Annotated in this window: 23 protein-coding genes; 8 read left to right on the forward strand and 15 right to left on the reverse strand. The window is 69.8% G+C overall.

Annotated features, from left to right (window positions below; translation table 11 throughout):
* Positions 1 to 9 precede the first annotated feature (9 nt).
* Positions 10 to 537 carry a MarR family transcriptional regulator gene (locus tag AB0A90_RS24410; protein WP_357252133.1) on the reverse strand — a complete coding sequence of 176 codons (528 nt, stop codon included), beginning with the start codon at positions 535 to 537 and terminating at the stop codon, positions 10 to 12.
* A gap of 66 nt (positions 538 to 603) precedes the next feature.
* On the opposite strand from AB0A90_RS24410, the gene AB0A90_RS24415 reads away from it, so the two are divergent.
* Positions 604 to 1,248, forward strand: coding sequence for an NAD(P)H-binding protein (locus AB0A90_RS24415; RefSeq protein ID WP_357252136.1), 645 nt, complete (start codon positions 604 to 606; stop codon positions 1,246 to 1,248).
* A gap of 269 nt (positions 1,249 to 1,517) precedes the next feature.
* Positions 1,518 to 1,817 carry a hypothetical protein gene (locus AB0A90_RS24420; RefSeq protein WP_357252139.1) on the forward strand — a complete coding sequence of 100 codons (300 nt, stop codon included), beginning with the start codon at positions 1,518 to 1,520 and terminating at the stop codon, positions 1,815 to 1,817.
* 34 nt (positions 1,818 to 1,851) lie between these two features.
* Here the strand turns inward: AB0A90_RS24420 and AB0A90_RS24425 are convergent, their stop codons facing one another.
* The 3 genes from AB0A90_RS24425 to AB0A90_RS24435 are packed head-to-tail and all read right to left on the reverse strand — an operon-like array spanning position 1,852 to position 4,843.
* On the reverse strand, positions 1,852 to 2,694 hold the full coding sequence (locus tag AB0A90_RS24425; RefSeq protein ID WP_357252142.1) for an ABC transporter ATP-binding protein: 843 nt from the start codon (positions 2,692 to 2,694) through the stop codon (positions 1,852 to 1,854).
* Positions 2,691 to 3,779 carry an iron chelate uptake ABC transporter family permease subunit gene (locus AB0A90_RS24430; RefSeq protein ID WP_357252145.1) on the reverse strand — a complete coding sequence of 363 codons (1,089 nt, stop codon included), beginning with the start codon at positions 3,777 to 3,779 and terminating at the stop codon, positions 2,691 to 2,693. Before AB0A90_RS24430 ends, AB0A90_RS24425 begins: the two co-directional genes overlap by 4 nt.
* On the reverse strand, positions 3,776 to 4,843 hold the full coding sequence (locus AB0A90_RS24435) for an iron ABC transporter permease (RefSeq protein WP_357252147.1): 1,068 nt from the start codon (positions 4,841 to 4,843) through the stop codon (positions 3,776 to 3,778). The genes AB0A90_RS24430 and AB0A90_RS24435 overlap by 4 nt, the downstream gene beginning before the upstream one ends.
* A gap of 106 nt (positions 4,844 to 4,949) precedes the next feature.
* Between AB0A90_RS24435 and AB0A90_RS24440 the strand changes: the two genes are divergently transcribed.
* Entirely contained in the window at positions 4,950 to 5,996 is a 1,047-nt protein-coding gene (locus AB0A90_RS24440; RefSeq protein ID WP_357252150.1) for an iron-siderophore ABC transporter substrate-binding protein, read from the forward strand.
* A 131-nt stretch (positions 5,997 to 6,127) separates the two neighbouring features.
* Here AB0A90_RS24440 and AB0A90_RS24445 read toward each other — a convergent pair whose 3' ends face one another.
* Positions 6,128 to 6,730 (reverse strand): response regulator transcription factor, encoded by a 603-nt coding sequence (locus tag AB0A90_RS24445; RefSeq protein WP_357252152.1) that lies wholly within the window; start codon positions 6,728 to 6,730, stop codon positions 6,128 to 6,130.
* Positions 6,727 to 7,881: a histidine kinase gene (locus tag AB0A90_RS24450; protein WP_357252154.1), complete on the reverse strand. Its 1,155-nt coding sequence runs from the start codon at positions 7,879 to 7,881 to the stop codon at positions 6,727 to 6,729. The genes AB0A90_RS24445 and AB0A90_RS24450 overlap by 4 nt, the downstream gene beginning before the upstream one ends.
* Positions 7,882 to 7,988: 107 nt before the next feature.
* Between AB0A90_RS24450 and AB0A90_RS24455 the strand changes: the two genes are divergently transcribed.
* From AB0A90_RS24455 to AB0A90_RS24465, 3 genes are read left to right on the forward strand one after another with little or no spacing between them, the layout of a single operon-like run.
* Positions 7,989 to 8,870 carry an ABC transporter ATP-binding protein gene (locus AB0A90_RS24455; RefSeq protein WP_357252157.1) on the forward strand — a complete coding sequence of 294 codons (882 nt, stop codon included), beginning with the start codon at positions 7,989 to 7,991 and terminating at the stop codon, positions 8,868 to 8,870.
* A 26-nt stretch (positions 8,871 to 8,896) separates the two neighbouring features.
* Positions 8,897 to 9,616, forward strand: coding sequence for an ABC transporter permease (locus tag AB0A90_RS24460; RefSeq protein WP_357252159.1), 720 nt, complete (start codon positions 8,897 to 8,899; stop codon positions 9,614 to 9,616).
* Positions 9,613 to 10,293, forward strand: a complete 681-nt coding sequence (locus tag AB0A90_RS24465; RefSeq protein WP_357252162.1) for a GPP34 family phosphoprotein — start codon at positions 9,613 to 9,615, stop codon at positions 10,291 to 10,293. Before AB0A90_RS24460 ends, AB0A90_RS24465 begins: the two co-directional genes overlap by 4 nt.
* A gap of 111 nt (positions 10,294 to 10,404) precedes the next feature.
* Here the strand turns inward: AB0A90_RS24465 and AB0A90_RS24470 are convergent, their stop codons facing one another.
* Positions 10,405 to 11,694 (reverse strand): low temperature requirement protein A, encoded by a 1,290-nt coding sequence (locus AB0A90_RS24470; RefSeq protein WP_357252164.1) that lies wholly within the window; start codon positions 11,692 to 11,694, stop codon positions 10,405 to 10,407.
* A gap of 138 nt (positions 11,695 to 11,832) precedes the next feature.
* Between AB0A90_RS24470 and AB0A90_RS24475 the strand changes: the two genes are divergently transcribed.
* A complete protein-coding gene (locus AB0A90_RS24475; RefSeq protein WP_357252167.1) occupies positions 11,833 to 14,055 on the forward strand; it encodes a hypothetical protein in 2,223 nt (740 codons plus the stop codon).
* A gap of 43 nt (positions 14,056 to 14,098) precedes the next feature.
* Here AB0A90_RS24475 and AB0A90_RS24480 read toward each other — a convergent pair whose 3' ends face one another.
* The 6 genes from AB0A90_RS24480 to AB0A90_RS24505 form a co-directional block, all read right to left on the reverse strand.
* Positions 14,099 to 14,224, reverse strand: coding sequence for a hypothetical protein (locus AB0A90_RS24480; RefSeq protein WP_357252169.1), 126 nt, complete (start codon positions 14,222 to 14,224; stop codon positions 14,099 to 14,101).
* Between the two features lie 49 nt (positions 14,225 to 14,273).
* Positions 14,274 to 14,867, reverse strand: a complete 594-nt coding sequence (locus AB0A90_RS24485) for a cation-translocating P-type ATPase C-terminal domain-containing protein (protein ID WP_357252528.1) — start codon at positions 14,865 to 14,867, stop codon at positions 14,274 to 14,276.
* 31 nt (positions 14,868 to 14,898) lie between these two features.
* A complete protein-coding gene (locus AB0A90_RS24490) occupies positions 14,899 to 15,900 on the reverse strand; it encodes a nitroreductase (protein ID WP_357252172.1) in 1,002 nt (333 codons plus the stop codon).
* A gap of 35 nt (positions 15,901 to 15,935) precedes the next feature.
* Entirely contained in the window at positions 15,936 to 18,341 is a 2,406-nt protein-coding gene (locus tag AB0A90_RS24495; protein ID WP_357252174.1) for a phosphoketolase family protein, read from the reverse strand.
* Positions 18,342 to 18,372: 31 nt separating this feature from the next.
* The gene (locus AB0A90_RS24500) at positions 18,373 to 18,879 is read right to left on the reverse strand and encodes a flavodoxin domain-containing protein (RefSeq protein ID WP_357252177.1); all 507 of its coding nucleotides are present in this window, start codon (positions 18,877 to 18,879) and stop codon (positions 18,373 to 18,375) included.
* A gap of 135 nt (positions 18,880 to 19,014) precedes the next feature.
* Complete coding sequence (locus AB0A90_RS24505; RefSeq protein ID WP_357252180.1) at positions 19,015 to 19,707, reverse strand: DoxX family protein; 693 nt, start codon at positions 19,705 to 19,707, stop codon at positions 19,015 to 19,017.
* Between the two features lie 631 nt (positions 19,708 to 20,338).
* Here AB0A90_RS24505 and AB0A90_RS24510 point away from each other — a divergent pair.
* A complete protein-coding gene (locus AB0A90_RS24510; protein ID WP_357252183.1) occupies positions 20,339 to 20,980 on the forward strand; it encodes a response regulator transcription factor in 642 nt (213 codons plus the stop codon).
* Positions 20,981 to 21,057: 77 nt separating this feature from the next.
* Here AB0A90_RS24510 and AB0A90_RS24515 read toward each other — a convergent pair whose 3' ends face one another.
* Both AB0A90_RS24515 and AB0A90_RS24520 read right to left on the reverse strand, forming a co-directional pair.
* A complete protein-coding gene (locus AB0A90_RS24515) occupies positions 21,058 to 22,656 on the reverse strand; it encodes a GAF domain-containing protein (RefSeq protein WP_357252186.1) in 1,599 nt (532 codons plus the stop codon).
* Positions 22,657 to 22,829: 173 nt separating this feature from the next.
* Positions 22,830 to 23,342 carry a MarR family transcriptional regulator gene (locus AB0A90_RS24520; protein WP_357252190.1) on the reverse strand — a complete coding sequence of 171 codons (513 nt, stop codon included), beginning with the start codon at positions 23,340 to 23,342 and terminating at the stop codon, positions 22,830 to 22,832.
* Between the last annotated feature and the right edge of the window lie 57 nt (positions 23,343 to 23,399).

A 23,399-nucleotide genomic window follows, 5' to 3' on the forward strand; every position in this document is an offset into this window, starting at 1 on the left:
ATCGAGGCCCTACCGGGCACCCGACGAGTCGCCCGGATGGCGAGAGCGGGCGGCTGACTGGTGCAGGCCCGGGTGGACGCCGGCCGGGCTCCCCGTGTGCTCGGCGAGCCGTTGCAGGACGGTGATGAGCCGGGCGCGTTCGCTGGCGTCGAGCGGGGTGAGGATCTCGCCCTCGTGCTGGTCGGCGACCCGGCGAGCGCGAGGCAGCAGCTCGCGCGCGGCTTCGGTCAGGTGGATGGCGTGGGCGCGACGGTCGCTGGGATGCCGCCGACGTTCGACCAGGTCGCGCTGTTCGAGGTCGTCGAGCAGGCCGACCATGACCTTGCGGTGGATGCCCAGCGCGTCGGCGAGCTGTTGCTGGGTGTTGCCTTCGCTTCGCTCCAGGTGCATGAGCAGTCCGAAGTGGTTCGGCGCGATGCCCAGCGGCGCCAGCCGCGCGGTGAACGTCTGCGCGACGTGGAACCCGAGCTGTGACAACAGAAAGTTGGCCCGACTGGCCAGCGGCCGGTCCGTGCCTGGTGTGGAGTCGTCGAACACGTCAACATTGTACGCCCACGTTATTGTCCGCTACGGTAACAGTCACCCTCAACCCACAGTTAGGAGATGCTGATGAAGGTGACCGTCTTCGGTGCGACCGGCGGCATCGGCAACCAGGTCGTACGCCAGGCACTCGACCGCGGGTTGACCGTGACCGCGGTCGTGCGCGACCCGGTCCGCCTCGACGTACGTCATCCGGCGCTGGAGGTCACGACGGTGGCGACGCTCGACGACGCCGATGCGTTGGGGCCCGTGGTGCGCGGCAGTGACGCGGTCCTGTCCGGCGTGGGTCCGCGCGGACGCCGCGACGGGCCAGTCGCCTCCACCGCCACGCGAGCGATCCTGAGAGCGATGCACACCGAAGGTGTCCACCGACTCGTCACGGTCAGCGCCGCCCCTGTCGGCCCGACACCCGACGGGGACAGTTTCCTCAACCGCCGCATCGTTCTGCCGGTCATCAGTGCCCTGCTCAGAGATCTGTACGCGGACCTGCGGGCCATGGAGCACGCGATGGCGGACAGCTCGGCGCAGTGGACGGTGGTGCGGCCGCCGAAGCTCGTGAACAAGACGATGACCGGCCGGTACCGAACCGCCATCGACGGCAACGTCGCCCGCGGCTACACGATCTCGCGGGCCGACGTGGCCCACGCCATGCTCGCCGCCGCAGGCGACCCCGCGACGATCCGTCGGGCGATCGGCATCGCGTACTGACCGACCGCCGCCCACCGTCTGTCCCGATGGACGCGCGTAACGCTCGATCAACGGAGACCGTCGTGCGCTTCCACTCGCCCTGCTCGGCCTCGCCGGTTGGCTCCTCTGGCTGGTCTGGATCGCGGCGTACGGCGTCCTCCTGATCCGACGCGCACCCGAGCTGGCGGACGGACACCCGGGTGGCCCGGCCAGTGGCGGATAGGCTCGTCCTGTCCTGCCGCGCACGGGGGATGCGCGACCCTTCCCGGATCGACCACGGAGGGACTTAGATGACGGACCGAGAACTCCCCGCACTGACCCGCGCCGAGCAGGAACTCGTGGACCGCTACCTGCGCATCATCGACCTGGTGGCCCGGCTCAACCCGGCTCGGGACAGCGGCCACTTCGACGCACGGGGTTGCGTCCTTGCCGCGCAGGCGCTGGCGGCGGAGGCCAGGGCGATCGGCGTGGCGGCGGAGACCATGCTCGAACGCGGCGAGGACGAGCTGCACGCCGCGACGCTGGCCCGGGCGATGCGCGCCCTGGACGGCGAGCGCCGTATCGCACGGCTGGGCCTGCCCAAGAACTGACGTCGCGTACCCGGGGAGGAGCAGAGCGCGCCGGTCACGCGGAAACGCGGTCGACCGGCGCTGCGACGATGCCGGCGCGGGCCAGTCGACGCCGTTGCCGCCCGGCCGGGACCACCATCGGGGTGTCCGTCTCCGGATCGGTCATCACCCGGCAGGGCATCGCGAAGACCGTCTCCACCAGCTCCGCCGTCATCACCTCGGCCGGTGGACCCTGAGCGAGGACCTGACCCTCCCGCATCACGATCAGCTCGGTGGCGTACCGGCAGGCGTGGTTGAGGTCGTGCAGGACGGCAACGACCGTGCGGCCCTGCTCGTGCAGGTCGGCGCAGAGGTCCAACACCTCGAACTGATGCGACAGGTCGAGGAACGTGGTCGGTTCGTCGAGCAGCAGGATCGGCGTCTGTTGGGCCAGTGCCATCGCCAGCCAGACCCGCTGCCGCTGACCGCCGGAGAGTTCGTCGACGAACCGGTCGGCCAGGTCGGTCACCTCGGTCTGGCGCATCGCGTCGGCGACCGCCGCCTCATCCTTCGGCGACCACTGTCGCAGCAGGCGCTGGTGGGCGAAGCGACCCCGGGCGACCAACTCCTCCACCACGATCCCGCCGGGCGCCACCGACGACTGCGGCAGCATGCCGAGCTGCCGCGCCACCTGCTTCGACGGCTGTGACGCGATGGTCTGACCATCCAGGTAGACGGCACCGGCCTGGGGCTTCAGCACCCGGGCCAGTGAGCGCAGCAACGTCGACTTGCCGCAGGCGTTGGGGCCGACGATGACGGTGAACGACCCGTCGGTGATCTGGACGTCGAGGTCCCGGACGACCACCCTCTTGTCGTACGCCAGGGTCAGCGCGTCGGCCCGCAGCCGCGACTCGGTCATCGCTGTGCTCCTTGTCCGCGGTTACGTCGCTCGTGGAAGAGCAACCAGGTCAGGTAGATGCCGCCCAGGGCGGCGGTGACGAGCCCGACCGGGACGTCGTCGTCGGGCAGCAGGCGCTGGGCGACCCAGTCACTTGCCGCCAACAGGGCGGCGCCCATCAACGCGGCCGGCAGGATCCCGGCATTCGGCGACCCGGTCAGCCGAGCGGCCAACGGTGGCGCGGCGAGAGCGACGAACGCGATCGGCCCGGCCGCGGCGGTGGCACCGGCCGCGAGCCCGACGCCGGCCAGCGCGAGCACCACCCGGCTGCGTTCGACAGGAACCCCGTGCAGCATCGCGGTCTCGTCGCCCAGGGCCAGCATGTCGAGGTGCCGGCCGTGGTAGAGCGCGACCGGCAGCAGCACCGCGACGGCCACGGCGACGAGCGTCACCTCGGTCCACCCGGGACCGTTGACGCTGCCGATCAACCAGACCTGGGCGGCGATCGCCTCGTCCAGTCGACTGCGGTAGATCAGGAACGAGTTGAACGAGTCGAGCAGCGCGGCCACTCCGACACCCATCAGCACCAGCCGGAACGGCTGCACCCCACGGCGGAACGCGAGCAGGTAGATGGCGACCGAGGTGGCCAGGCAGCCGACTATCGCACCGGCCGCGACCTGGAAGCCCGTGCCGTTGAACAGCAGCAGGACGATCAGCGCGCCGGTCGCCGCGCCCACCGTCAGGCCGACGAAGTCGGGGCTTCCCAGGGGGTTGCGGGTCAACCCCTGGAAGATCGTGCCGCTCGCGCCCAGGGCCGTACCGACCAGCAGGGTGATCAGCACGCGAGGTAACCGCAGCTCGTGCACGATGAAGTCGGTGCCCGGGTCGCCCTGGCCGACGAGGCTGCGCAGCACGTCGGGCACGGGGATCGGGAAGTCGCCGCTGGAGAGGTTGACGAGCGCGACACCCAGGGCCGTGAGCAGCAGCGCGGTGCCGGCGACCAGCGCTCGCAGGTGCACCCGCAGCGAGAGCCGGCCGCCCCGGCTACGGACCACCAGCCGGGTCGTCCGTCCGGACGGGCGTAGCTGCAGCAGCGGCCCGCTCACAGGGTGCTCAGCCGGCGTCGGCGGCACAGCGCGATGAACAGGGGCGCGCCGAGGAACGCGGTGACCACCCCGACCGGCAGTTCGGCCGGGGCCACCAGGACCCGGCCGAGCACGTCCGAGACGAGCAGCAGGGTGGGTCCGAGGACCAGCGAGTAGGCCAGGATCCAGCGGTGGTCCGAGCCGGTGAACATCCGGGCCGCGTACGGGACGGCCAGGCCGACAAACCAGATCGGCCCGCAGGCGGCTGTCGCGGCGCCGCACAACAGCGTGATCGTGATCATGCCGAGCGCCCGGACCCGCCCCGGGTGGGCGCCGACCGAGGTCGCCGCGTCGTCGCCCATGCTCAGCGCGTTGAGTTGGCGGCCCAGCAGCAGCGCGAGCAGGATGCCGACGGTCAGGAACGGCGCCAACTGGGTGATCGTGCTGGTCTCCCGGTCGGCGAGCGATCCGACGTCCCAGTGCCGGTACCTGTCGAACGCCTCCCGATGGGTCACCAGGATCGCCCAGATTCCGGCCCCAAGCACCGAGGTGAGGGAGATCCCGGCAAGCACCTGCCGTTCCGGTGTGGGTGCCCGGCCGGCGCCGCCGAGCGCGAAGACGGCCGCCGAGGTGAGCCCGGCACCGGCGATGGCGAACCAGACGTACCCGTTCGCGCTTGTCACTCCGAGCAGCGCGATGGCCAGCACCACGCCGGTGGACGCGCCCAGGCTCACCCCGAGCAACCCCGGTTCGGCAAGCGGATTGCGGGTGAGCGCCTGCATCACCGTGCCGGCCAGGCCCAGCGCCGCGCCCACGGCGAAGCCGAGGATCGTCCGGGGCACCCGTAGCCGATGCACGATCTCCGCGGCGGCGGAGCCGTCGTCGTGCCAGAGCACCTGCCAGACCGTGCCGAGGCCGAGCGAACGGCTGCCGACGGCGATGCTCAGCGCCAGGGCGGCGGCGAGGGCGACGACGCCGACGGCGAGCCCCGTCCAGCGGCGAGCGGTGCGCGACAACCGCTCGCGCGGCGCCTTGGTGGGTGAGACGGTCCGGGGCTCCGGGCGGATGCCGGTGCCTGAGGTCAACACGTGCTCCACCGTCCACCCGTTCGCGTTACTAAGTTAGGTGAGGCTAACCTACACTCCCGTTCGAGGTCATCACCCTGGGGCCTCGCTGCAGAAAGGAACAGCCGTGCGGCTTACCTCAATCCGCCGGAGCGCCACGGTCGTCGCGGCGACCGCGCTCCTGCTTCTCCCCGCGGCCTGCGGCGGTGGGTCGGAGCCGTCGGCCCCCTCGTCCGGTGCCGCCACCTCCACCGCCTTCCCGGTCTCGATCGAGCACAAGTTCGGCACCACCACCATCTCGGCCGAGCCCAAGCGGATCGCCGTGGTCGGCCTGGTCGAGCAGGACGCCCTGCTGTCGCTGGGCGTCGTGCCGGTGGCGACCACCGAGTGGTTCGGCGAGAAGCCGGGTGCCATCTGGCCCTGGGCCGAGGCCGCGCTGGGCACGGGCGCCAAGCCGCAGGTGCTCACCAACACCGATGGCGTCCAGTTCGAGAAGGTGGCGGCGCTACGGCCCGACCTCATCCTCGGCGTCTATTCGGGATTGACGAGCGAGGACTACGCGAAGCTTGCCAAGATCGCGCCGACCGTGGCGCAGCCGAAAGGCTCCGTCGACTATGGCGTGTCCTGGCAGGACGTCACCCGTACGGTCGGCACCGCCGTCGGGCGCAAGGCTCAGGCGGACACGGTCGTCACCGGTGTCGAGGCCAAGTTCGCGGCGGTACGCACGGCGAACCCGGCCTTCGCCGGCGCGACCGGCCTGATGGCCACCACCTATGAGGGCTACTACGTGTACGGCCCGCAGGACTCGCGCGGCCGCTTTCTCACCGACCTGGGCTTCACGCTGCCGTCCGGGCTGGCCGAGGTGACCGGCAAGGAGTTCGGCGCGAACCTGAGCCGGGAGCGCAGCGACATGCTCGATACCGGCGTACTGATCTGGCTGGTCGACAGCTACGACACCGACAGGGCGAAGGTGCAGGCCGACCCGCTCTACAGCAAGCTCAAGGTCAAGACCGAGGGTCGCGACATCTACCTGGAGAACGAGGAACTCGTCGGCGCCGCGACCTCGTTCATCACCCCGTTGAGCCTGCCGTTCCTGCTGGAGAAGATCGTTCCGCAGTTGACCGCGGCGGTGGACGGCAACCCGGCCACGGCGGTGCAGCGGACCGCTGCCTGACGATCCGGCGGGGGAACTGCACAGGGCAGTTCCCCCGCCGGGCGGGCCGCAGCGGCACAGTTCGGGCACCGTAGCCGCCGGCGCCGGTCTGCTCCCCCACGACCCAGCCGTCGGGGCACACCGGCGCGCCGCTACAGCCAGTCGTGTTCGCGGGCGTAGCGGGCCGCTTCGTGGCGCGTCCGGGTCTGGGTCTTGCGCATGGCGTTGGAGAGGTAGTTGCGGACGGTGCCGGGGGCGAGGTGGAGCCGCGCGGCGATGTCGGCGACCGAGTAGCCCTCCCCGGTGACCCGCAGGACGTCGGCTTCGCGGTCGGTCAGGGGGTTGTCCTCGGTGACGGCGAGAGCGGACACGTCCGGGTCGATCCAGCGTTTCCCCGCATGCAGGGTGGCGATGACCGAGGTGATGTGCGCTGGCTCGGCGGACTTGCTGACGAAGCCCTGGACGCCGAGCTTCAACGCCTTGCGCAGCACGCCGGGGCGGGCGTGTCGGGTCAGCATGAGGATCACCTGCTCCGGCCGCTCGCGGCGGATCTCGGCGACCGCGCCCAGGCCGTCCACGCCCGGCATCTCCAGGTCGATGACCAGCACGTCGGGCCGGTGCCGCAGCGTGGCGGCGATCGCCGTCTGCCCGTCCTGCGCCTCGGCGAGCACCGTGATGTCGCCCTCCATCGGCAGCAGCGCGGCCAGGGCCGTGCGCAGCAGCGCCTCGTCGTCGGCGAGCACGATGGTGGTCATCGGCGGTCCTTCCCCCCGACTGTCGGGGCCGCGTCGGCCCGCACGGGTGGGAAGACCGCTGCGGTCAGGAACCGCTGGTCCTTCTGTTCCACGGTCAGCTCACCTCCGTCGCCGGCCACCCGTTGCCGCAGTGCCGCCAGTCCCCTGAGTTCGGGGGCCGTGTTGGCGGTCACGCCGTCGTTGACGATGGTGATGCCCGACGCGGCGAGGGTGATCTGCACGTGGGTGGCCTGGGTGTGTCGCAGGATGTTGGTGGTCGTCTCGCGCAGCACCTGCCCGAGCAGTTCGCTGGCGCGGGTATCGACCTCGGCCTCCCTGGTGACCCGGACCCGGATGCCGGCGGCCTCGAACAGGTTCTTCGCGTTCTCGATCTCCGCGGTGAGGTTGAGCCGCCGTTGCGCGTAGGCGAGTTCCTTGGTCTGCGCGATGGTGTCGCTGACCAGCGCGTACGTCTCCCGCAGCTCCTTCTCCGCCCGCTTGGTGTCGTTGAGCAGCAGTCGTTGGGCCAGGGCGATCTTCAGCTTGACCACGTGCAGGGTGTGGCCCTGGATGTCGTGCAGGTCGCTGGCGAACCGCACGCGCTCCCGGACCACGGCCAACTCCGCCTCCCGTTCCCGGGTCTGTTCGAGCTCCCGGATGAGGTCGAAGAACCGCTCCCCCACCACGGTGAAGATCGTCACGATGACGGTGAGGACGGTCGGGATGAGGACGTAGGTGAGCAGGACGTGACCGATGTCGTCCCGCTGCACCAGCAACCGCGCCGTACCGACGGCGGCGACGTAGGTGAACAGCCCGGTCATCAGCAGCTTCCGACGCCGTCGCACCTCGCGCATTCCGAGGGAGCCTACGGCGCAGAACCCCCAGTAGGCGTTGGGGCTGCCGGTCACCAGTACCCCGAGCGGCCAGACCGCCGCCGCCACGACCAGGCAGGGCAGCGCGACCCGGGCGAGGTCGTTGGCCGTCCAGCGTTCGAAGGCCACCACGGCCGCCACGGCCCCCGGTGCCAGGACGACGATGTGCCACCAGGTACGCGCGTCGGTGTAGAGCAGGACCACCGCGGCGAACGCCACCGGCGGCAGTGACGTCACGAGGTTGAGCCGGCGCAGCCTTCCCTGCGTCGACTCGGTGAAGCGCGGCGATCTCGCGGTCACCAGGCCAGTATCCGGCAGCCAGGGACCACGACCAGTGACACCACGTCACATGCGGCGATGACGTGGTGCCACTGACGGGTCAGCCGCGCCCGCGCTGTCATGGGTGCATGTCCACCACACCCGTCATCGAAGTCGAACAGCTGAACCTCACCTACGGCGACTTCCACGCCGTGCAGAACCTCACCTTCGAGGTACGACCCGGAGAGCTCTACGCGCTGCTGGGCACCAACGGGGCCGGGAAGACCTCGACCCTGGAGGTTGTCGAGGGACACCGGCGGCCAACCTCGGGCACCGTACGCGTCTTCGGGCACCGCCCCGAAGACCGTCGGGCGGTACGTCCCCGAATGGGTGTCATGCTCCAGGAGAGTGGATTCTCCCCGGACCTCACCGTCCGTGAGTCCGTCGGCCTGGTCGGCCGGCTCACCCGACGTACCGACAACGTCGACCGGGTGCTCGACCTGGTCGACCTCACCGGCCGAGCCCGCCGCAAGGTCTCGCAGCTGTCCGGCGGGGAGAAACGGCGGCTGGACTTCGCCACCGCGGTCTACGGCAGCCCGGAGCTGATCTTCCTGGACGAGCCGACCACCGGCCTCGACATCCAGTCCCGCGACGCCGTCTGGGCGACGGTGGACCGGCTGCGGGAGGACGGTACGACCATCGTGCTCACCACGCACTACCTGGAGGAAGCACAACAACGCGCGGACCGGATCGGGCTGATGCACGAGGGCGCCCTCCACCGGGAGGGCACCGTCTCCGAGCTGACCCGCACCCTGCCCGCGGTCATCCGCTTCTCCCTTGCCGCACCGACGCCGACGCTGCCGGTGCGGGCCGCCGTCGACCTGGGCGGGAAGGTCACGGTCGAGACCTTCGAGCTCCAGAAGGACCTGCACCTCCTGCTCGGCTGGGCGCAGGACCACGCCGTGGAGCTGCGGGACCTGACGGCGGGGCCGACCCGGCTCGACGACGTCTTCCGCGCCATCAACAGTTGATTCGATCTTCCGACAGGAGTGTCACCGTGTTGTCCATCGCGTCCAGCGAACTGATCCAACTCTTCCGCAACCGTCTGGTACTGATCACCAGCCTCATCATCCCGGTAGTGGTCAGCGCGTTCTTCGTCCGCCAACACGAGACCTACGCCGCCCTCGGCAGCCTCGGCTACATCGCCGCGATCGTCATGTTCACGATCGCCGCGTTCGGGCTCTACGCCACCGCCGTCACCACCTTGGCGTCCCGACGGCAGAACCTCTTCCTCAAGCGGCTGCGCTCCACCGCCGAGGGCGACGCCGGCATCCTCGCCGGCCTGCTACTGCCCGTGGTTATCCTCGCCCTGATCCAGGTGACCGCGATCCTGACCGCCCTGGCCGTGGTCGCCGGCGGACCGGCGAACATCGCCCTGCTGGTCGTGGCGACCATCGCGGCCCTGGCTATGATGATCGGCCTGGCCCTGGCCACGGCCGGGCTGACGAACTCCCCCGAACACGCCCAGGTCACCACCCTGCCCGTTACCCTCGGGGTGATCGCCGTCGCCAGCTGGGTGGGCATTTCCGGCACCGAGAACCTCGCCTGGCTCAAGCGGCTGCTGCCCGGCGGCGCCGCCACCGAACTGACCATGAACGCCTGGAACGGCGGCGTCGCCGTGACCGACTCACTGCTTCTGCTCGCGCCCACGCTCGGCTGGGTCGTCGTCGCCGTCGCTCTGGCCACCCGACTCTTCCGCTGGGAGCCCCGCCGATGACCACCGAGCCGCGGTCGAACGCCCCGACAATTGTGGAAGATCTCCTGCTGCTTCTGTTCCAACCCAGCTCCGGGACGATCGCGGGAGAGAACACCCTCTTCTACGTCCTCGGCGGAGCCGTCCTCGCGGACCTCGCCCTCGGCGAGAACCTGAGCACGGCGGACCGGGGGCGGCTCCGGGGCGTGCCCGACCACCCACCATCGGATGGTCTCCTGCGCCCGGCGTGGGACTACCTCGCCGAGAAACCGAGGGGGGTGCAGACGGCCCTGGCCGCGATCGGTCCCGCCCTGCGCCAGCCGGTGTTGGAGCGGCTCATCGCACGAGGCGACATCGACGAGGAGTCCCGTAAGGTGCTCGGTTTGTTTCGGACGACGGCACTGCGGGAGGGCAGGACCGAACGACGGTCCCGCCTGCTCGCCGACGTCCGGCAGGTCCTCGTGGACGGTGCGGAGCCGCAAGCCCGTGTCGCCGCGCTCGCGGCGCTGCTCTCGGCGAGCGGGACGCTCCCGCAGTTCCACCGCGAGATCCCGTGGACGTCATCGGTGATCAGCCGGGCCAAGGAACTCGAGCGGGGCGACTGGGGTGCCGACGCCGCAGCGGAAGCCGTGACCCGCACCGTGACGGCAACCGTCGTCAACAGCGCCGTCGCGGCCATCACCGTGCTCCCTCGAGGCTAGGACGCGCTCCGACCGTGACGGCCTCGCACCCGCCGCGAGTCGTCACGGCCGGTTCCACCTCGCGGGAGGTCTCTCCGTGGACCCCTTGCGGGGGCCGCATCGTGTCTGCGTTCACTGTTGCGCATTGGGCGGGTGCGGCCGTTCGGGCGGTCTTCCCCGGGCGTGGGCGGCGTCGGTGGCGGCGATGCCGGCGAGGACGGCGACGGCGGTGACGGCCACGGCCAACGGCGGCAAGAAGATCATGATTGGCGAGGCGGCGGCGAGCACGAGTGCGCCGATGATCCGAGAATGGGACACCCGGTCGAACACCGCGTGTTCCACCAGGGCTCGACCGATCAGGAACAGCATCGGTCCGCCGAGGACAACGAGAATCCACGCCGCGTCGGTGTGCCCGAACGGATGTTCGATCACGATTTCGTATCCGACGGCGACGGCGACGATCCCGGCCACCATGAGGACGTGCGCGACGAATGCCTGCCGCATGAGGTGCGCGGGCTCAGCGGCAGCTCTGATGGCTTCGGGTAACAGTTGACCCGCCCGGAAGAGGTAGACGCGAAACAGCAGCACCGTGGTGACGAATGCGACCGCGAAGGCGGTCGCGGGGCCGACGTGTCGGAAGGAGGTGTCGCTGTAGGCCGAGCCGGTCGTCAAGATCAGTTCACCGAGGGCGATGATGAAGAATTGTCGGTAACGCTCGGACAGATATTCGGCCAGGACGGGCCACTGTCGTTGGGTGGGGCGGGACCACGGCGCGGGATAGAGCAGCAGCAGCGCCGTGCAGTCGATGGCGATCGCGAGCGTCCACAACAGCCCGCGGGCCAGATCCGCCACGATCGCTCCAGCGATCCACGGCACGGCCGACAACGTGAACCAGAAGAACACCGCAGCCGCCCGGCGCTGAGCTTCGTGGCCACGCAGCATCGGCACGATGATCAGCCCACGGATGATGTGGACGGCGACGTACGCGCCAGCGAAGGCCAGACTTCTGTCCCCGAACGCGTGCGGCACCGCGACCGCCATCACCAGCGCGCCGAGCATGGCGGTGTAGACCAACACCTGAAGCTGCGGCCGCTGCGGATCGTAGAGGTCGGTGACCCACGCCGTGACGAACCACAGCACCATGAAGGCCAGTAGCAGCAGCAGCGTCTCGCCGGCCTCGACGAGGACGATCCGCGGTTCGGTGAGTTCCTCGACCAGACGGTTCGAGAGCCGGTTGAGAGCGAAGACGAACACCAGGTCGAAGAAGAGTTCGAGAAGGCTGGGTCGCTGCGGTTGCCCCGGCTTTCGAAGCAGCGCTGCTGCCCTTGTCGACATGGGCCGCCCATTTCTGCCGACTTCGCCTGTTCGGGTATTGGTATCACGCCGGGCAGGTCGTCGAGTCGATACCCGAAGAATGCCCACGGACCGGGCGGACGCCACCACCCACAGCGCGCGGTTGTTTCTCCGGTCACGGGGTACGCCCGCTGCGCCATGCGGGCGCCGTCGGATCAGCCGAGCGGGTCGGCGTGAGCCGCGTACACGCCGGGGGGCCGGTACCGGATGGATCAGCGAGACGCGGGCGGACGCGCCAGAGCTGACGGCGTCGTGGAACTGCGGGTGCACGGGGTGTCCGCCATCGGCGCGGAGGACCTGCTGAATCGACCGCACGTGCAACAGGTGGCAGGTGACCAGCGGGGCGGCTTCTACCGGCCCGACCACGAGAGCGGCGCGGCAGACGGAGTGACGGGCGCGGCAGACGGAGTGACGCTGGAGGCCTACCGCTGGAACAACCTGCCCGCTGGCAACGCGGTGCGAACGCTGTCGATGGTGATCCTGTTGCCCTTCATGCTGATCAACCTCGCCATCTGGATGCGTCCGGCCGGAGCGCGCTCCGACCCGGTGATCAAGGCGCTGTGCCGGCTGTTGGCACTCAGCCTGACCGGGATGTACGTGCAGAGCATGGTGGGGATCGCACTCGACGTGATCGCGTGGAAGTGCATGTCCTCCCCCGAGTGCCTGGCCGGACGCAGCTGGCTCTCCTGGCTCGGAGGCCGTCCCGCCGGACTGCGCCTGGCGGTGCTCGCGCTGGCACCGGCTGCGGCCATCGGCCTGCTGTGGGGGCTCAGCGCCCGCCCGGCACTCCCGTCGCACGTCTTCCGCGCGACTGTCCACCCCCTTCCGGCGCACCGGCTCACCGCCGTCGGTCGGTGGGACAACGAGCCGCTGGTCGGCCGGCTGCGCTCGATTCACGTCGCGGCGGGCTTCGCCACGCTGAACCTCAGCCTCCTCGGCGCCCGGGCCGCACAGGGCTTGTCGATCGGCACCGTCGCGCTCACGGCGGGTGCCGGGCTTCTGCTGATCACGTGCGCGGTCCTGCTCTGCACCCCGCCCCTGACCGCACCCACGGAAGGGCGGCTCGACCGCCTGGTCAGCGCGCTGCCCACGATCACCCTCGGCCTGACCGTGCTGGTCTGGATCCACGTTCTGACCAGTTCCGCCTCCTGGCCGGAGCGCAACGGGCTACCCGGCTACAACCTGACGGTCGTCGGGCTGTCCATCGGTCAGGCGGTACTGCTGGCTGCCCTGGGGGCGGTGCTGCTCTGGCACCGGTATCGACAGCCGGATGCGGCGCCCTCGCTCGGGTTCGGCGCCCTGGCGGCCGCCGTCGCCGCGATCAGTCTGGCGCTGACGTACTCCGCCGAACTGGTCTACCGGGTGTCCGACGTCCTGAACCGGGGAGCACCGACCGCGGAGGGGCTGATCACCAGCCCCCCGCGTGCCTGCATCTGGGCGATCCTCGGCTTCTCACTGGCGGTGCTGGTGACGCTGGCCGTCGCCGGCGTGGCATCGCTGGCGTCCCGACCGGGACGGACACGCGCCGCGGCGTCGATAGTTGCTCGTGACTTCCCGGACGCGCCGAACGATGCCGGGCCACGGTTGCGGCAGGTGCGCAAGGCCATCGCCCGCGCCCAGTTCACCGAGCGGCTGGTGCCGCTCGCGGTGCTCTACGCCTGCCTGGCCGGAATCGGCATGACGATGGTCGCGCTCGGCCTGCTGCCGACGCCACCGGGCGAACTGATCCAGCGGTACGTGGGGCTGCCGGCCAGCCTCGTCGACTTCGGCATCGGAGTCGGCAGCTACCTGATCGCCGCGATCATCCTCGGCCTGGTCATCGGTGGAATCTTCGCCTACCGCACCCCTGGATTTCGCCGGTACGTGGGCGTGCTGTGGGACCTGGGCACCTTCTGGCCCCGAGCCGCACACCCGTTCGCGCCACCCTGCTACGCCGAACGGGCCGTACCCGAACTGACCTGCCGGATCACCCACCTCGTCGACTCCGGCAACACGGTGCTGCTCAGCGGACACAGCCACGGCTCCGTCCTGCTCGCCGCGACCGTGCTCCAACTGCCGCCACGGGTCACCGATCGGATCGCCCTGCTGACCCACGGCTCGCCCCTTCGCCGGCTGTACGCCCGGCTCTTTCCCGCGTACGTCAGCGACGAGGTGATCCACGAGATCGCCGACCGGGTCGACTGGCGGTGGATCAATCTGTGGCGGGACACCGACCCCATCGGAGGGCGGGTCTTTCCGCCGCCCCGACCCGACGCGGCACCCGCCGCAGCCGACCGGGGTACGCCGGTGGACCGACGGCTCCGCGATCCGGCAGGGGTGACCGCCCCGGCCGGCGACATCTTTCCACCGCCGATCAAGGGACACAGCCCCTGCGAGTCCGACGTGGCGTTCGACGAGGCGGCGCAGAGCCTCACCGACCGCATCCCCTGAGCAGGCGCTGGCCCACTTCCTTTTCTCGCGGCTGCCCCGCGGGCTACTTCGGGGCGCGCAGCGCCTGCCACAGCGTGCGGTAGAAGTCAGCGTAGGTCCGCTCGACGTGGGTGGCGAACCGCCTCGTCTCCTCATGCCGGGCGGGGAGCTGGTTGATGGGTCCGCTCATCGCGGCGTGGTGCTGTTCGCGAGCTTGAGCTGCTGGCGGGCCAGTGCGGTCAGGGAGAATTTCGGCATGACGGGTCAGTCTGGTCGCACCGGTTCTCCGGAGCCGCCCGGCCAGCTGTCGACTCCGGGCATTTCGAAATAGGCCTACCAACCACCGCTGGTGGTGGCGGGGTCGAGTGGATGCGGCGGTCGAGGCGGATGGCGACGTAGCCCAGGGCGGACACGGTCATCACGATCAGCAGGTCGGTCGCGGCGACCGGTTCGGTGCCGAGCAGCTGACGCAGCGGCGGTGCGTAGATGGCGGCGAGTTGCAGCAGCACAGCGGCGCCGACGGCGGCGAACAGCATGGGGTTGGCCGCCGTGCCGGGGCGGGCGCGTGCCCCCAGGGCCACGGCGAGTTGGGTGAGACCCAGGGCGAGGAACGTCAGGGTCTGCCACGGACGGTCGGTGGTGTGCGCCCACACACCGACGCCAATCGTGACGACGGCGATGACCGCCGCGACGCGCAGGACGACAGGCCACCGGCAACGGCCGAGGCGGGGCGCAGGTCGCCGGTTGACCGGGGCTCCCAGCCCACATCCGGTACGACAGGCGTCTTGGCTACGGTCATTGTGGTTCGCCGCCTTCTTCGATCGTGGTGACAGCCTCGCGGGGCCGGTGGTGCGCGACGGCTGGTCAGGCCCGCTCGATTACCTGTTCGGCAGGAATTCGCGGGGTGTGCGGAGCGGCGGCGCCGGTCGGGTCCGCAGTACTGAAGCGCAGCACGAGCTGCGGGTGACCGAGGTCGGCCAGCAGGCGCCGCAGGTGTTCACGGGTGACCGCCACTTCGATGGTCGCGCTCAACGGCAGGACGGAAATCCCGAGTTCGGTGGCGTTGAGCCAGGCCGCGGAGAGCGTCTCGCCGGCGCGAAGCCAGTCGAGCCTGCCGTCCTCAAGCCCGTAGAGAATCGCGAAGGTGGCGGCGTTCTCGTGCGCCTCAGAGATGGGCAGGTCACCGTAGTGGCCGAAGTCGCGACCGGGCACTGTTGTCTGCGGGGCACGATCACCGATGGCCGAATCCGGAATGCCGGTGCCCAGCGGTCGGGTACCGCCGGTCCAGTAGGCGAGCTCAGCCTGCCAGGCGACCTCGGCGGCCTCGGTGCGCTGAGCGTGATCGACGGCGGTGGCCAGGTCGTACACCTGGTTGGGGTGGAGCAGGTGGAGGTGAGCGCCGGCGGATTCGACGGCCGTGACGATGGCGTGCAGCTTGTCGGCAGCGACCGGGGCACTCACGACGGGCCTGCGGTCGGTGTGCCGTAGCGCGATGGTGTGCAGGCGGCGTACCGCAGCCGGGGTGACCGGGATTCGGTGGTCGAGGCGCACCTGCGCCAGGTGGTCGGGGTGCGCAGGGTTCGGCGTACGGACAACGAGCGTGTGCCAGCCGGCTGCGGCGAGGCTGACCAGCGCGTGGTGCAGCGCGGCGCCGCAGCTCAGGACGCCGAAGCGGGAGTCGGGGTCGGTGATCTCGAGGCTCCGGCTGTGATCGAGGTAGAGGTCCAGCTCGTTGCCGGCCACACGCCACCGCCAGGGCTGTGTGTTGTGAATCGACGGGGCGTGCCCCGCCGTTGCGGCGGCGGCGGACAGCGCTCGGCCCTCGGCGCGCGTGTCGGCGGCTCGGATGGCAGCGTCAGTGCTCATGGTCGAATCTCCTGAATGATTGGACGTCCGACCGGTCATGGGGTGCGCGGCCAGACCCAGTCGCGGATCTCGGGCAGGTCCTCACCGGTACGCCGCACGTAGGCGCGGTGCTCGGCGCGCTTGTCGACCATCTGCTGGCGCAGGACGGCTGCCTTGCGGCCGAGGCCGGGGACCCGGTCGATGACGTCCATGACGAGGTGGAAACGATCCATGTCGTTGACGACGAGCATGTCGAACGGTGTCGTCGTGGTGCCCTCCTCCTTGTAGCCACGCACGTGCAGGTTGTGGTGGTTGGTGCGCCGGTAGGTCAGCCGGTGGATCAGCCACGGGTAGCCGTGGTAGGCAAAGATGACCGGCCGGTCGGTGGTGAAGATGGCGTCGAACTCCGGGTCCGGCAAGCCGTGCGGGTGCTCAGAGGTGGGCTGTAGGCGCATCAGGTCGACGACGTTGACCACCCGCACCCTGAGGTCGGGCAGGTGGTGGCGAAGCAGGTCGGTCGCGGCGAGGATCTCGCCGGTCGGTACGTCTCCGGCGGCGGCGAGTACCACGTCGGGGTCGCCGTCGTCGTTGCTCGCCCAGTCCCAGATGCCGAGGCCGCGGGCGCAGTGCAGAGCGGCGTCGTCCATGTCGAGCCAGGTGGGGGCGGGTTGCTTTCCGGCGACGATGACGTTGACGTAGTCGCGGCTGCGCAGGCAGTGATCGGCCACCGAGAGCAGGGTGTTGGCGTCCGGTGGGAGGTAGACCCGGACGACTTCGGCCTTCTTGTTGACGACGTGGTCGATGAAGCCGGGGTCCTGGTGGGAGGTGCCGTTGTGGTCCTGGCGCCAGACGTGCGAGGTGAGCAGGTAGTTCAGCGACGGAACGGGTTTACGCCAGCCGAGGTGCCGGGTGGTCTTGAGCCATTTGGCGTGCTGGTTGAACATCGAGTCGACGATGTGGATGAAGGCCTCGTAGCAGGAGAACAGCCCGTGCCGGCCAGTGAGCAGGTAGCCCTCCAGCCAGCCCTGGCAGGTGGTCTCGGAGAGGATCTCCATGACCCGGCCGTGCCGGTCCAGGTGCTGGTCGACGTCGTCGACTCGGGCCTGCCACGCCTTGCCGGTGGTGTCGAGGACGGCGCCGAGCCGGTTCGACTCGGTCTCGTCCGGGCCGACCAGGCGGAAGTTGCGGTATTCGACGTTCGCCGCCATGACGTCGCGCAGCCAGCCGCCCAGCACCCGCGTCGCCTCGGCGATCTCACCGGCCTTGACCGCGTAGTCACGGAAGTCGGGTAACTCCAGGTCCCGGGGGAACCGGCCGCCGTTGGTGTGCGGGTTCGCCGACATGCGCAACTCGCCCCGGGGCAGCCAGTCGACCACCCACGACTGCGGCGCGCCGTCGACGTCGAACAGTTCCTCGGGCCGGTAGGACCGCATCCACATTTGGAGGGCGTCGAGGTGGGCGGCGTCGTCGCGGGCCGCCGTCAGCGGGACCTGGTGGGCGCGCCACGTCCCCTCCACCTGCAGCCCGTCGACGACCTTCGGGCCGGTCCACCCCTTGGGGGTACGCAACACGATCATCGGCCAGCGCGGCCGGTCGGTGACCCCGTCCTCGCGGGCGGCCCGCTGAATCTCGGTGATCTCGTCGAAGGCGACGTCGAGGGTGGCGGCGAGGAGCTGGTGAACGGTGGTGGGGTCGTCGCCGGCGACGAGGTAGGGCTTGTGGCCGTATCCCTCGAGAAGGTTGCTGAGTTCGTCGTCACCGATGCGGGCCAGGACGGTCGGGTTGGCGATCTTGTAACCGTTGAGGTGCAGGATCGGCAGCACCGCACCGTCACCGACCGGGTCGAGGAACTTGTTCGAGTGCCACGACGCGGCCAGCGGGCCGGTCTCGGCCTCACCGTCGCCGACGACGCACGCCACGACCAGGTCAGGGTTGTCCAGGGCCGCGCCATAGGCGTGCGACAGCGAGTAGCCCAACTCACCGCCCTCGTGGATCGACCCAGGCGTCTCCGGCGCGACATGGGACGGAACGCCGCCGGGGAAGGAGAACTGGGTGAACAGGCGCTGCATACCGATCGCGTCCTGCGATATCCGCGGGTAGATCTCGGAGTAGGTGCCCTCCAGCCAGGTGTTCGCGACCAGCCCGGGGCCGCCGTGGCCCGGGCCGGTCACGTAGATGACCTCCCGGCCGCGGGCGGCGATGATCCGGGACAGATGGGCGTAGAGCAGGTTCAGACCGGGAGTCGTGCCCCAGTGCCCGAGCAGCCGCGGCTTGACCTGCGCGGGTTGCAGCGGCTCACGCAGCAGCGGGTCGCCCATCAGGTAGATCTGCCCGACCGACAGGTAGTTCGCCGCCCGCCAGTACGCGTCGATGCGTCGCAGCTCGTCGGAACCCAACGGCTTTCCCGCCACCACCCGGAGAGTGGATGCGGTGCCCAGCGGTGAGGTGCGGGTCGCGGTCATCAGGACCGCCGCCTTTCTTGTCGAGGAGGGCTTAACCGGCGACGGGCTGTCGCAGTTCAGAGGCGATCTGGCCAGCCCAGGTGTCGATCTCGGACCAGTCCCGGAAGTCGCCGTCCGGGACGCGCAGGGCGATGACCATGGCCTTCTCCGCGATACCGAGACGGTGGCGGTCGAGGCGACCGGCGAAGACGCGGTGTTCGCGTGCGTTCACGGACGTGGCGATGTCACTGACCTCGGCCGGCGCCTCGGTGGGCTTGGGCGGACTACCGATCGGGCCGCTGGAGAACAGCCACACCGGTCGCGGTGGACTCGACGTGATCCGCGCTGCCGCGCTGCGGGCTTCGTCCAACCAACGTCCCATGTAGACCGCGCTTCCCAGCACCAGCGCGTCGTACGAGGTGACGTCTCTGAGATCGGCGGCAGTGGCGACATCGACGACGGAGCCAGACGGTGATGCGCGCCGCAGGGCGGTTGCGATGTGGGCGGCGATCTCTGCTGTGGATCCGTGCCTGCTTGCGGCGGCGACGAGGATTCTCATGGCTGGCAACCCTTTTCTGGATCCAGTAGGCCGGCGGTTGGTGAAACCCCGTTCGGCGCCAAAGCGCTGCTGCCAGGCGCCAGAGGTCGGGCGCTGCGGGCCACCGCGACATCGGGTGACCCGCAGCGGGCCTGGCTACCTGAGCCAGGTGGCGTTACGGACCAGCGGGGTGGCCGACCACGCCTTGCCGAAGCCCAGGGTGTTCCCGGCGCCGAGCAGGGTTAGGACGATCAGGATTGCCGCGTAGACGAGGTGGTCGTCCATGAAAGGGTTGCTCGACGGCGGCAGCACGGCTGCCCACATCATGACGACCAGGATCGCGCCGCCGATAGCGGCGAGCCGCATCCCGATGCCGAGGATCAGCGCCGCGCCGATGGCCAGCAGCGCACCCATGAACAGCACGTTGGTGACGGTGTTACCAGCGATGGCGGTGAAGAAGCCACTGAACGGACCCTCGGAGCCGCCAAGGAAGCCCGCGGTGGGGCTGCCGCCGTTGAGCCAGGACCGCGCCGACGGGGTGGCGAATCCCCACCCGAACAGTTTGTCCAGGAAGGCCCAGAGGAAGACCCAGCCCAGCGCGATCCGGATGCCCGCCAGCAGGTAACGGGCCGCGACAGCGGAGCGGCTCTCGGCGGCGGGTAATGCCGCTGACGACTCGCGGCCGTTGTGCGGGGCGCCGACGTCTCCGTAGCTACGCCCGTCGACGGTCCGGCGGGCTGCGCTGCCGGGCACAGCGACGGCCAGAGGCGTCGTCGGTGGCATCGTGGGGCCGGCGGCAGTGGGGGTTATGCCGTCGTGGTTCCGGGCGATGTCGACCATCGCGCTCACGTTCCTTCTTGGGCTGATCGTGCGGTGTCCCGCCGGGCGTGCGCCCGATGGGTCTGCTGACTGGGCCCGGCGGCCGTCCGCCCAACACGAGAGGCGGCGACCAGTCGGCCGGTCTTCCATGTGCTGGCACCGGTGGGCGGGGCCATACCGTTGGGCACCGGCTGAGAAGGCAGTGGCTGGCCAGGAACTGGCGTGGCTGTCACGTTCGGCCGAGTATCAGGGCGCTGCCGGTGCGCCGGGGGCGACGGCCGGCTGCTCGGCGGGTGCGTGCCCGATCTGGGGACGCTTCGCGGTCGTCGTACGGGTGCAGACATGATCGCGTAGGGGCAACGTCAGCGGCGGGTAACGCCTGCTCCGGGGTGGCTGCCGTGTTCACCGTGGCGCTGTCGATCTGCATACCCTCAGCCTGCGCCCGCACTGCTGTGCGGGGCAGAGGCGGTGGGCCTGCCGGTGGGGGCCGTTGTACCCGCGTTGGCACGTGCCGAACGCCGGATCCCCAGGTCGGCCCCGCCCAAGACGGAGCGGACGGCAGGCCCCTAGGACCTGAAACTGTCAGATGTCTCATCATGCCTGCATCAGGAAGGGCCGTTGGACCCTGCTCAACCCGACCGCCACGGAGTACAACGGAAGGGTGATTCGTGTCTTTCTCCTCGACGACCATGAGGTTGTCCGCCGCGGCATCCGCGAGTTGCTGACTCAGGACGGTGACATCGAGGTCGTCGGCGAATCCGGGTCAGCGGTGGAGGCCCTGCACCGCATACCGGCGCTGCGGCCGGACGTGGCGATTCTCGACGCCCGCCTGGCTGACGGCAACGGGATCGACGTCTGCCGGGACGTGCGCGCCATCGACCCCGGCATTCACGGGCTGATCCTGACGTCGTACGACGATGACGAGGCTCTCTTCGCGGCGATCATGGCCGGGGCCGCCGGATATGTCTTGAAACAGATTCGTGGTGTCGACCTACTTGACGCGGTGCGCCGGGTTGCCGCTGGGCAGTCGCTGCTCGATCCGGCGGTCACCGCCAGGGTGCTGTCGCGTATCCGCGACGGTGTGGAGGCGCCCGATGAGCTCAGATCGCTGACCGACCAGGAGTTGAAGATACTTCGGCACATCGCGCAGGGCATGACGAACAAGGAGATCGCGCAAGCGATGTGCTTGGCCGACAAGACGGTGAAGAACTACGTCTCGAGCGTCCTGACGAAACTCGGCCTCGAGCGGCGCACCCAGGCGGCAGTCCTCGCCACGAATCTGATGCGGGGTAGCGCCCGCTGATCCCGATCCGCAGCGCTACAGCCTCAGTGCCAACAGACCCGCCGACTCTCGGACACGGTGCCGGCAGGGCGGAGCGGTCAGCCCTTGAGGGGCACGTCCCACACCAGCACGGCGCCGTGGGGCTGGATGTCGGTGACGACGAAGGAGCCGCCGCTTTCCTCGGCACGGCTGCGGAGGTTGCCGAGCCCGTTGCCGCCCGTTGCCGCGCCGATGCCGACGCCGTCGTCGGCCACCCGCAGGATCAGGCGACCTGCGTCAACCGCGACAGCGATCGTGGCAGATGTCGCGCGCGCGTGTTGGACGATGTTCGACAGCGCTTCCTGCAGGACCGCGATCAGGTTGGCGCGCAGCGTATCTGGGACGGCGAGGTCAACGGCCCCGGTGATGGTCAGGTGCGGCCGGAAACCCAAGGTCCTCGTCGCATCGTCAGCGGCCGCCGTCAGCGCGGCGCGCACCGATCCGGGGGCTGGCTTGTGCAGCCCAAAGATGGCGTTGCGGATGTCGCGGATGGTCGCGTCGAGCTCGTCGATGGACTGGTCCAGGCGTTCCCGGACGTCTGCGGGTTCGGCTCGGCGCGTCAGCCCCTGCAATCCGAGACCGGTGGCGAACAACCGCTGGATCACCACGTCGTGCAGGTCCCGCGCTATACGCTCCCGATCGGCGAGCACCACCATCATCTCGCGTTCCTCCTGTACCCGTGCCCGTTCGACGGCGAGGGCGGCCTGGGAGGCAAACGTGGTGATCATGTTGATGTCAGACTCGCCGTCGAAGCCCACGCTGTTCGTCGGCAGGATCACCACGAGCACCCCCTGCACCGCTCCGGTCATGGCCAGTGGCGCCAGCAGCGCTGGGCCTGCCGGCAACGGCGCGGGCCAGACCGCGGCGGCGTCCAGATTCTCGATCAGCAGATGACCACCGGCGGCAATGATCTGCTCGAACGGCGTGCCGTCGAGCGGGATCGACGCTCGGTCCAGCGCCGCGTTAGGAGGCGCGGTGACCTCGACACGCAGCTCACCGGTCGTCTCGTTGTGGAGCAGGATGGCCACGAGCGCGGCGTCGGCGACCTCGCGGGCGTGGTCCACCACCAGCCGCAGCACATCGGTGCGATCGACCTGGCCGACGAGAGTGTCGGTGATCTCCGCAGTCGCCTGGAGCCAGCGTTGCCGCCGGCCCGCCGCTGCGTAGAGGCGAGCGTTGTCGAGAGCGATCCCGGCGGCCGCGGCGAGGGCGATGACGATCTCCTCGTCGGCTTCGCTGAACACGGCAGCGTCCCGTTTCTCGGTCAGGTAGAGGTTGCCGTAGAGCTGGTCGCGGATGCGCACCGGAACTCCGAGAAAAGAGCGCATCACCGGATGGCCGGGAGGGAAGCCCAGCGAACGGGGATGGCGGCTGATGTCCGGCAACCGGATCGGCAGTGGCTCATCGATGAGCAGACCCAGCACGCCGTGCCCGGCGGGAAGGTCACCGATACGGTCTTGCTCGGTGACGGTCATTCCGTCAGTGATGAACTCGATGAGGCTGCGGTCAGGTCCGATGACGCCCAGGGCACCGTAACGGGCACCCGCCACCCGACAGGCTGCCACGACGATCCGCGACAGTGTGCTCCGCAGGTCGAGATCGCTGCCGATGCCGACGACGGCTTGCAACAGCGGCGACAACCGTTCCCGGTTCGCCATTCAGGTCACCGGGCCGGTGGGAGTCCGGCATGGTTCAGCGGCCAACCGTCGCGACCGGGCTACCGCACCTTCGACGGACGTCTTCAATGCCGAAGCACTCACCCCCGGCACACTAGCCCTGTCGGCAGCCCGGAACGGGTTCGGCGTGACGCGTCTTCCGCAACGCCGCGCGGTCAGCTTGCCGGATCATCCGGCGGTCGGCGTTTCCGCGTGGAGTGCGGCCTCCCGCCCTCGCGGAGCCGGGTGGCTTCGCGTAGCGCCACTTCGCGGCCGCTGCGGGCAAAGTCGGTCAGCAGGCGCAGCTGGTCGTCGGTGAACCCGGCGATGCGCTCGGTCAGGTATGCGGCCATCGGCTGATAGAGCGCGGCCAGTTCGTCGGTCCGGTCCGGCCTGGCGTGCACGGTGATCCGGCGACGGTCGTGCGGATCATGCTCGCGGCGGACGAGGAGCTGCGCCTCCATCCGGTCCAGCATCTTGCTCACCGCCCCGGTGGTCATGCCCATCCGGTCGGCGAGCTGAGTGGGCGTGACGGCAACACCCGTGCTCACGAGGTTGAGGCAGTGCAGGTCGTTGACCGGCACGCCGAGCTGGTCGGCGACGGCCGACTGGAACAGCGCGGTGGCACTGACGAACTGCGGAATCTCCACCCAGGCAGCCGCCACGAGTGCCTCGTGACCCGTTGACACACCCACCTCACCCCCGATAGCTTCCTTAAGAAGTAACTTCTTTGGGAAGCTAGTTCT

The sequence above is a fragment of the Micromonospora sp. NPDC049204 genome (assembly GCF_040647935.1).
Lineage (GTDB): Bacteria > Actinomycetota > Actinomycetes > Mycobacteriales > Micromonosporaceae > Micromonospora.

What these genes read in the sequence shown, in the direction of transcription:
- AB0A90_RS24415 (WP_357252136.1), top strand. Translation starts at nt 604, where the DNA reads ATGCTGATGAAGGTGACCGTCTTCGGTGCGACCGGCGGCATCGGCAAC.
- AB0A90_RS24420 (WP_357252139.1), top strand. Translation starts at nt 1,518, where the DNA reads ATGACGGACCGAGAACTCCCCGCACTGACCCGCGCCGAGCAGGAACTC.
- AB0A90_RS24425 (WP_357252142.1), bottom strand. Translation starts at nt 2,694, where the DNA reads ATGACCGAGTCGCGGCTGCGGGCCGACGCGCTGACCCTGGCGTACGAC.
- AB0A90_RS24445 (WP_357252152.1), bottom strand. Translation starts at nt 6,730, where the DNA reads ATGACCACCATCGTGCTCGCCGACGACGAGGCGCTGCTGCGCACGGCC.
- AB0A90_RS24455 (WP_357252157.1), top strand. Translation starts at nt 7,989, where the DNA reads ATGTCCACCACACCCGTCATCGAAGTCGAACAGCTGAACCTCACCTAC.
- AB0A90_RS24465 (WP_357252162.1), top strand. Translation starts at nt 9,613, where the DNA reads ATGACCACCGAGCCGCGGTCGAACGCCCCGACAATTGTGGAAGATCTC.
- AB0A90_RS24475 (WP_357252167.1), top strand. Translation starts at nt 11,833, where the DNA reads ATGGATCAGCGAGACGCGGGCGGACGCGCCAGAGCTGACGGCGTCGTG.
- AB0A90_RS24480 (WP_357252169.1), bottom strand. Translation starts at nt 14,224, where the DNA reads ATGAGCGGACCCATCAACCAGCTCCCCGCCCGGCATGAGGAGACGAGG.
- AB0A90_RS24490 (WP_357252172.1), bottom strand. Translation starts at nt 15,900, where the DNA reads ATGAGCACTGACGCTGCCATCCGAGCCGCCGACACGCGCGCCGAGGGC.
- AB0A90_RS24495 (WP_357252174.1), bottom strand. Translation starts at nt 18,341, where the DNA reads ATGACCGCGACCCGCACCTCACCGCTGGGCACCGCATCCACTCTCCGG.
- AB0A90_RS24500 (WP_357252177.1), bottom strand. Translation starts at nt 18,879, where the DNA reads ATGAGAATCCTCGTCGCCGCCGCAAGCAGGCACGGATCCACAGCAGAG.
- AB0A90_RS24515 (WP_357252186.1), bottom strand. Translation starts at nt 22,656, where the DNA reads ATGGCGAACCGGGAACGGTTGTCGCCGCTGTTGCAAGCCGTCGTCGGC.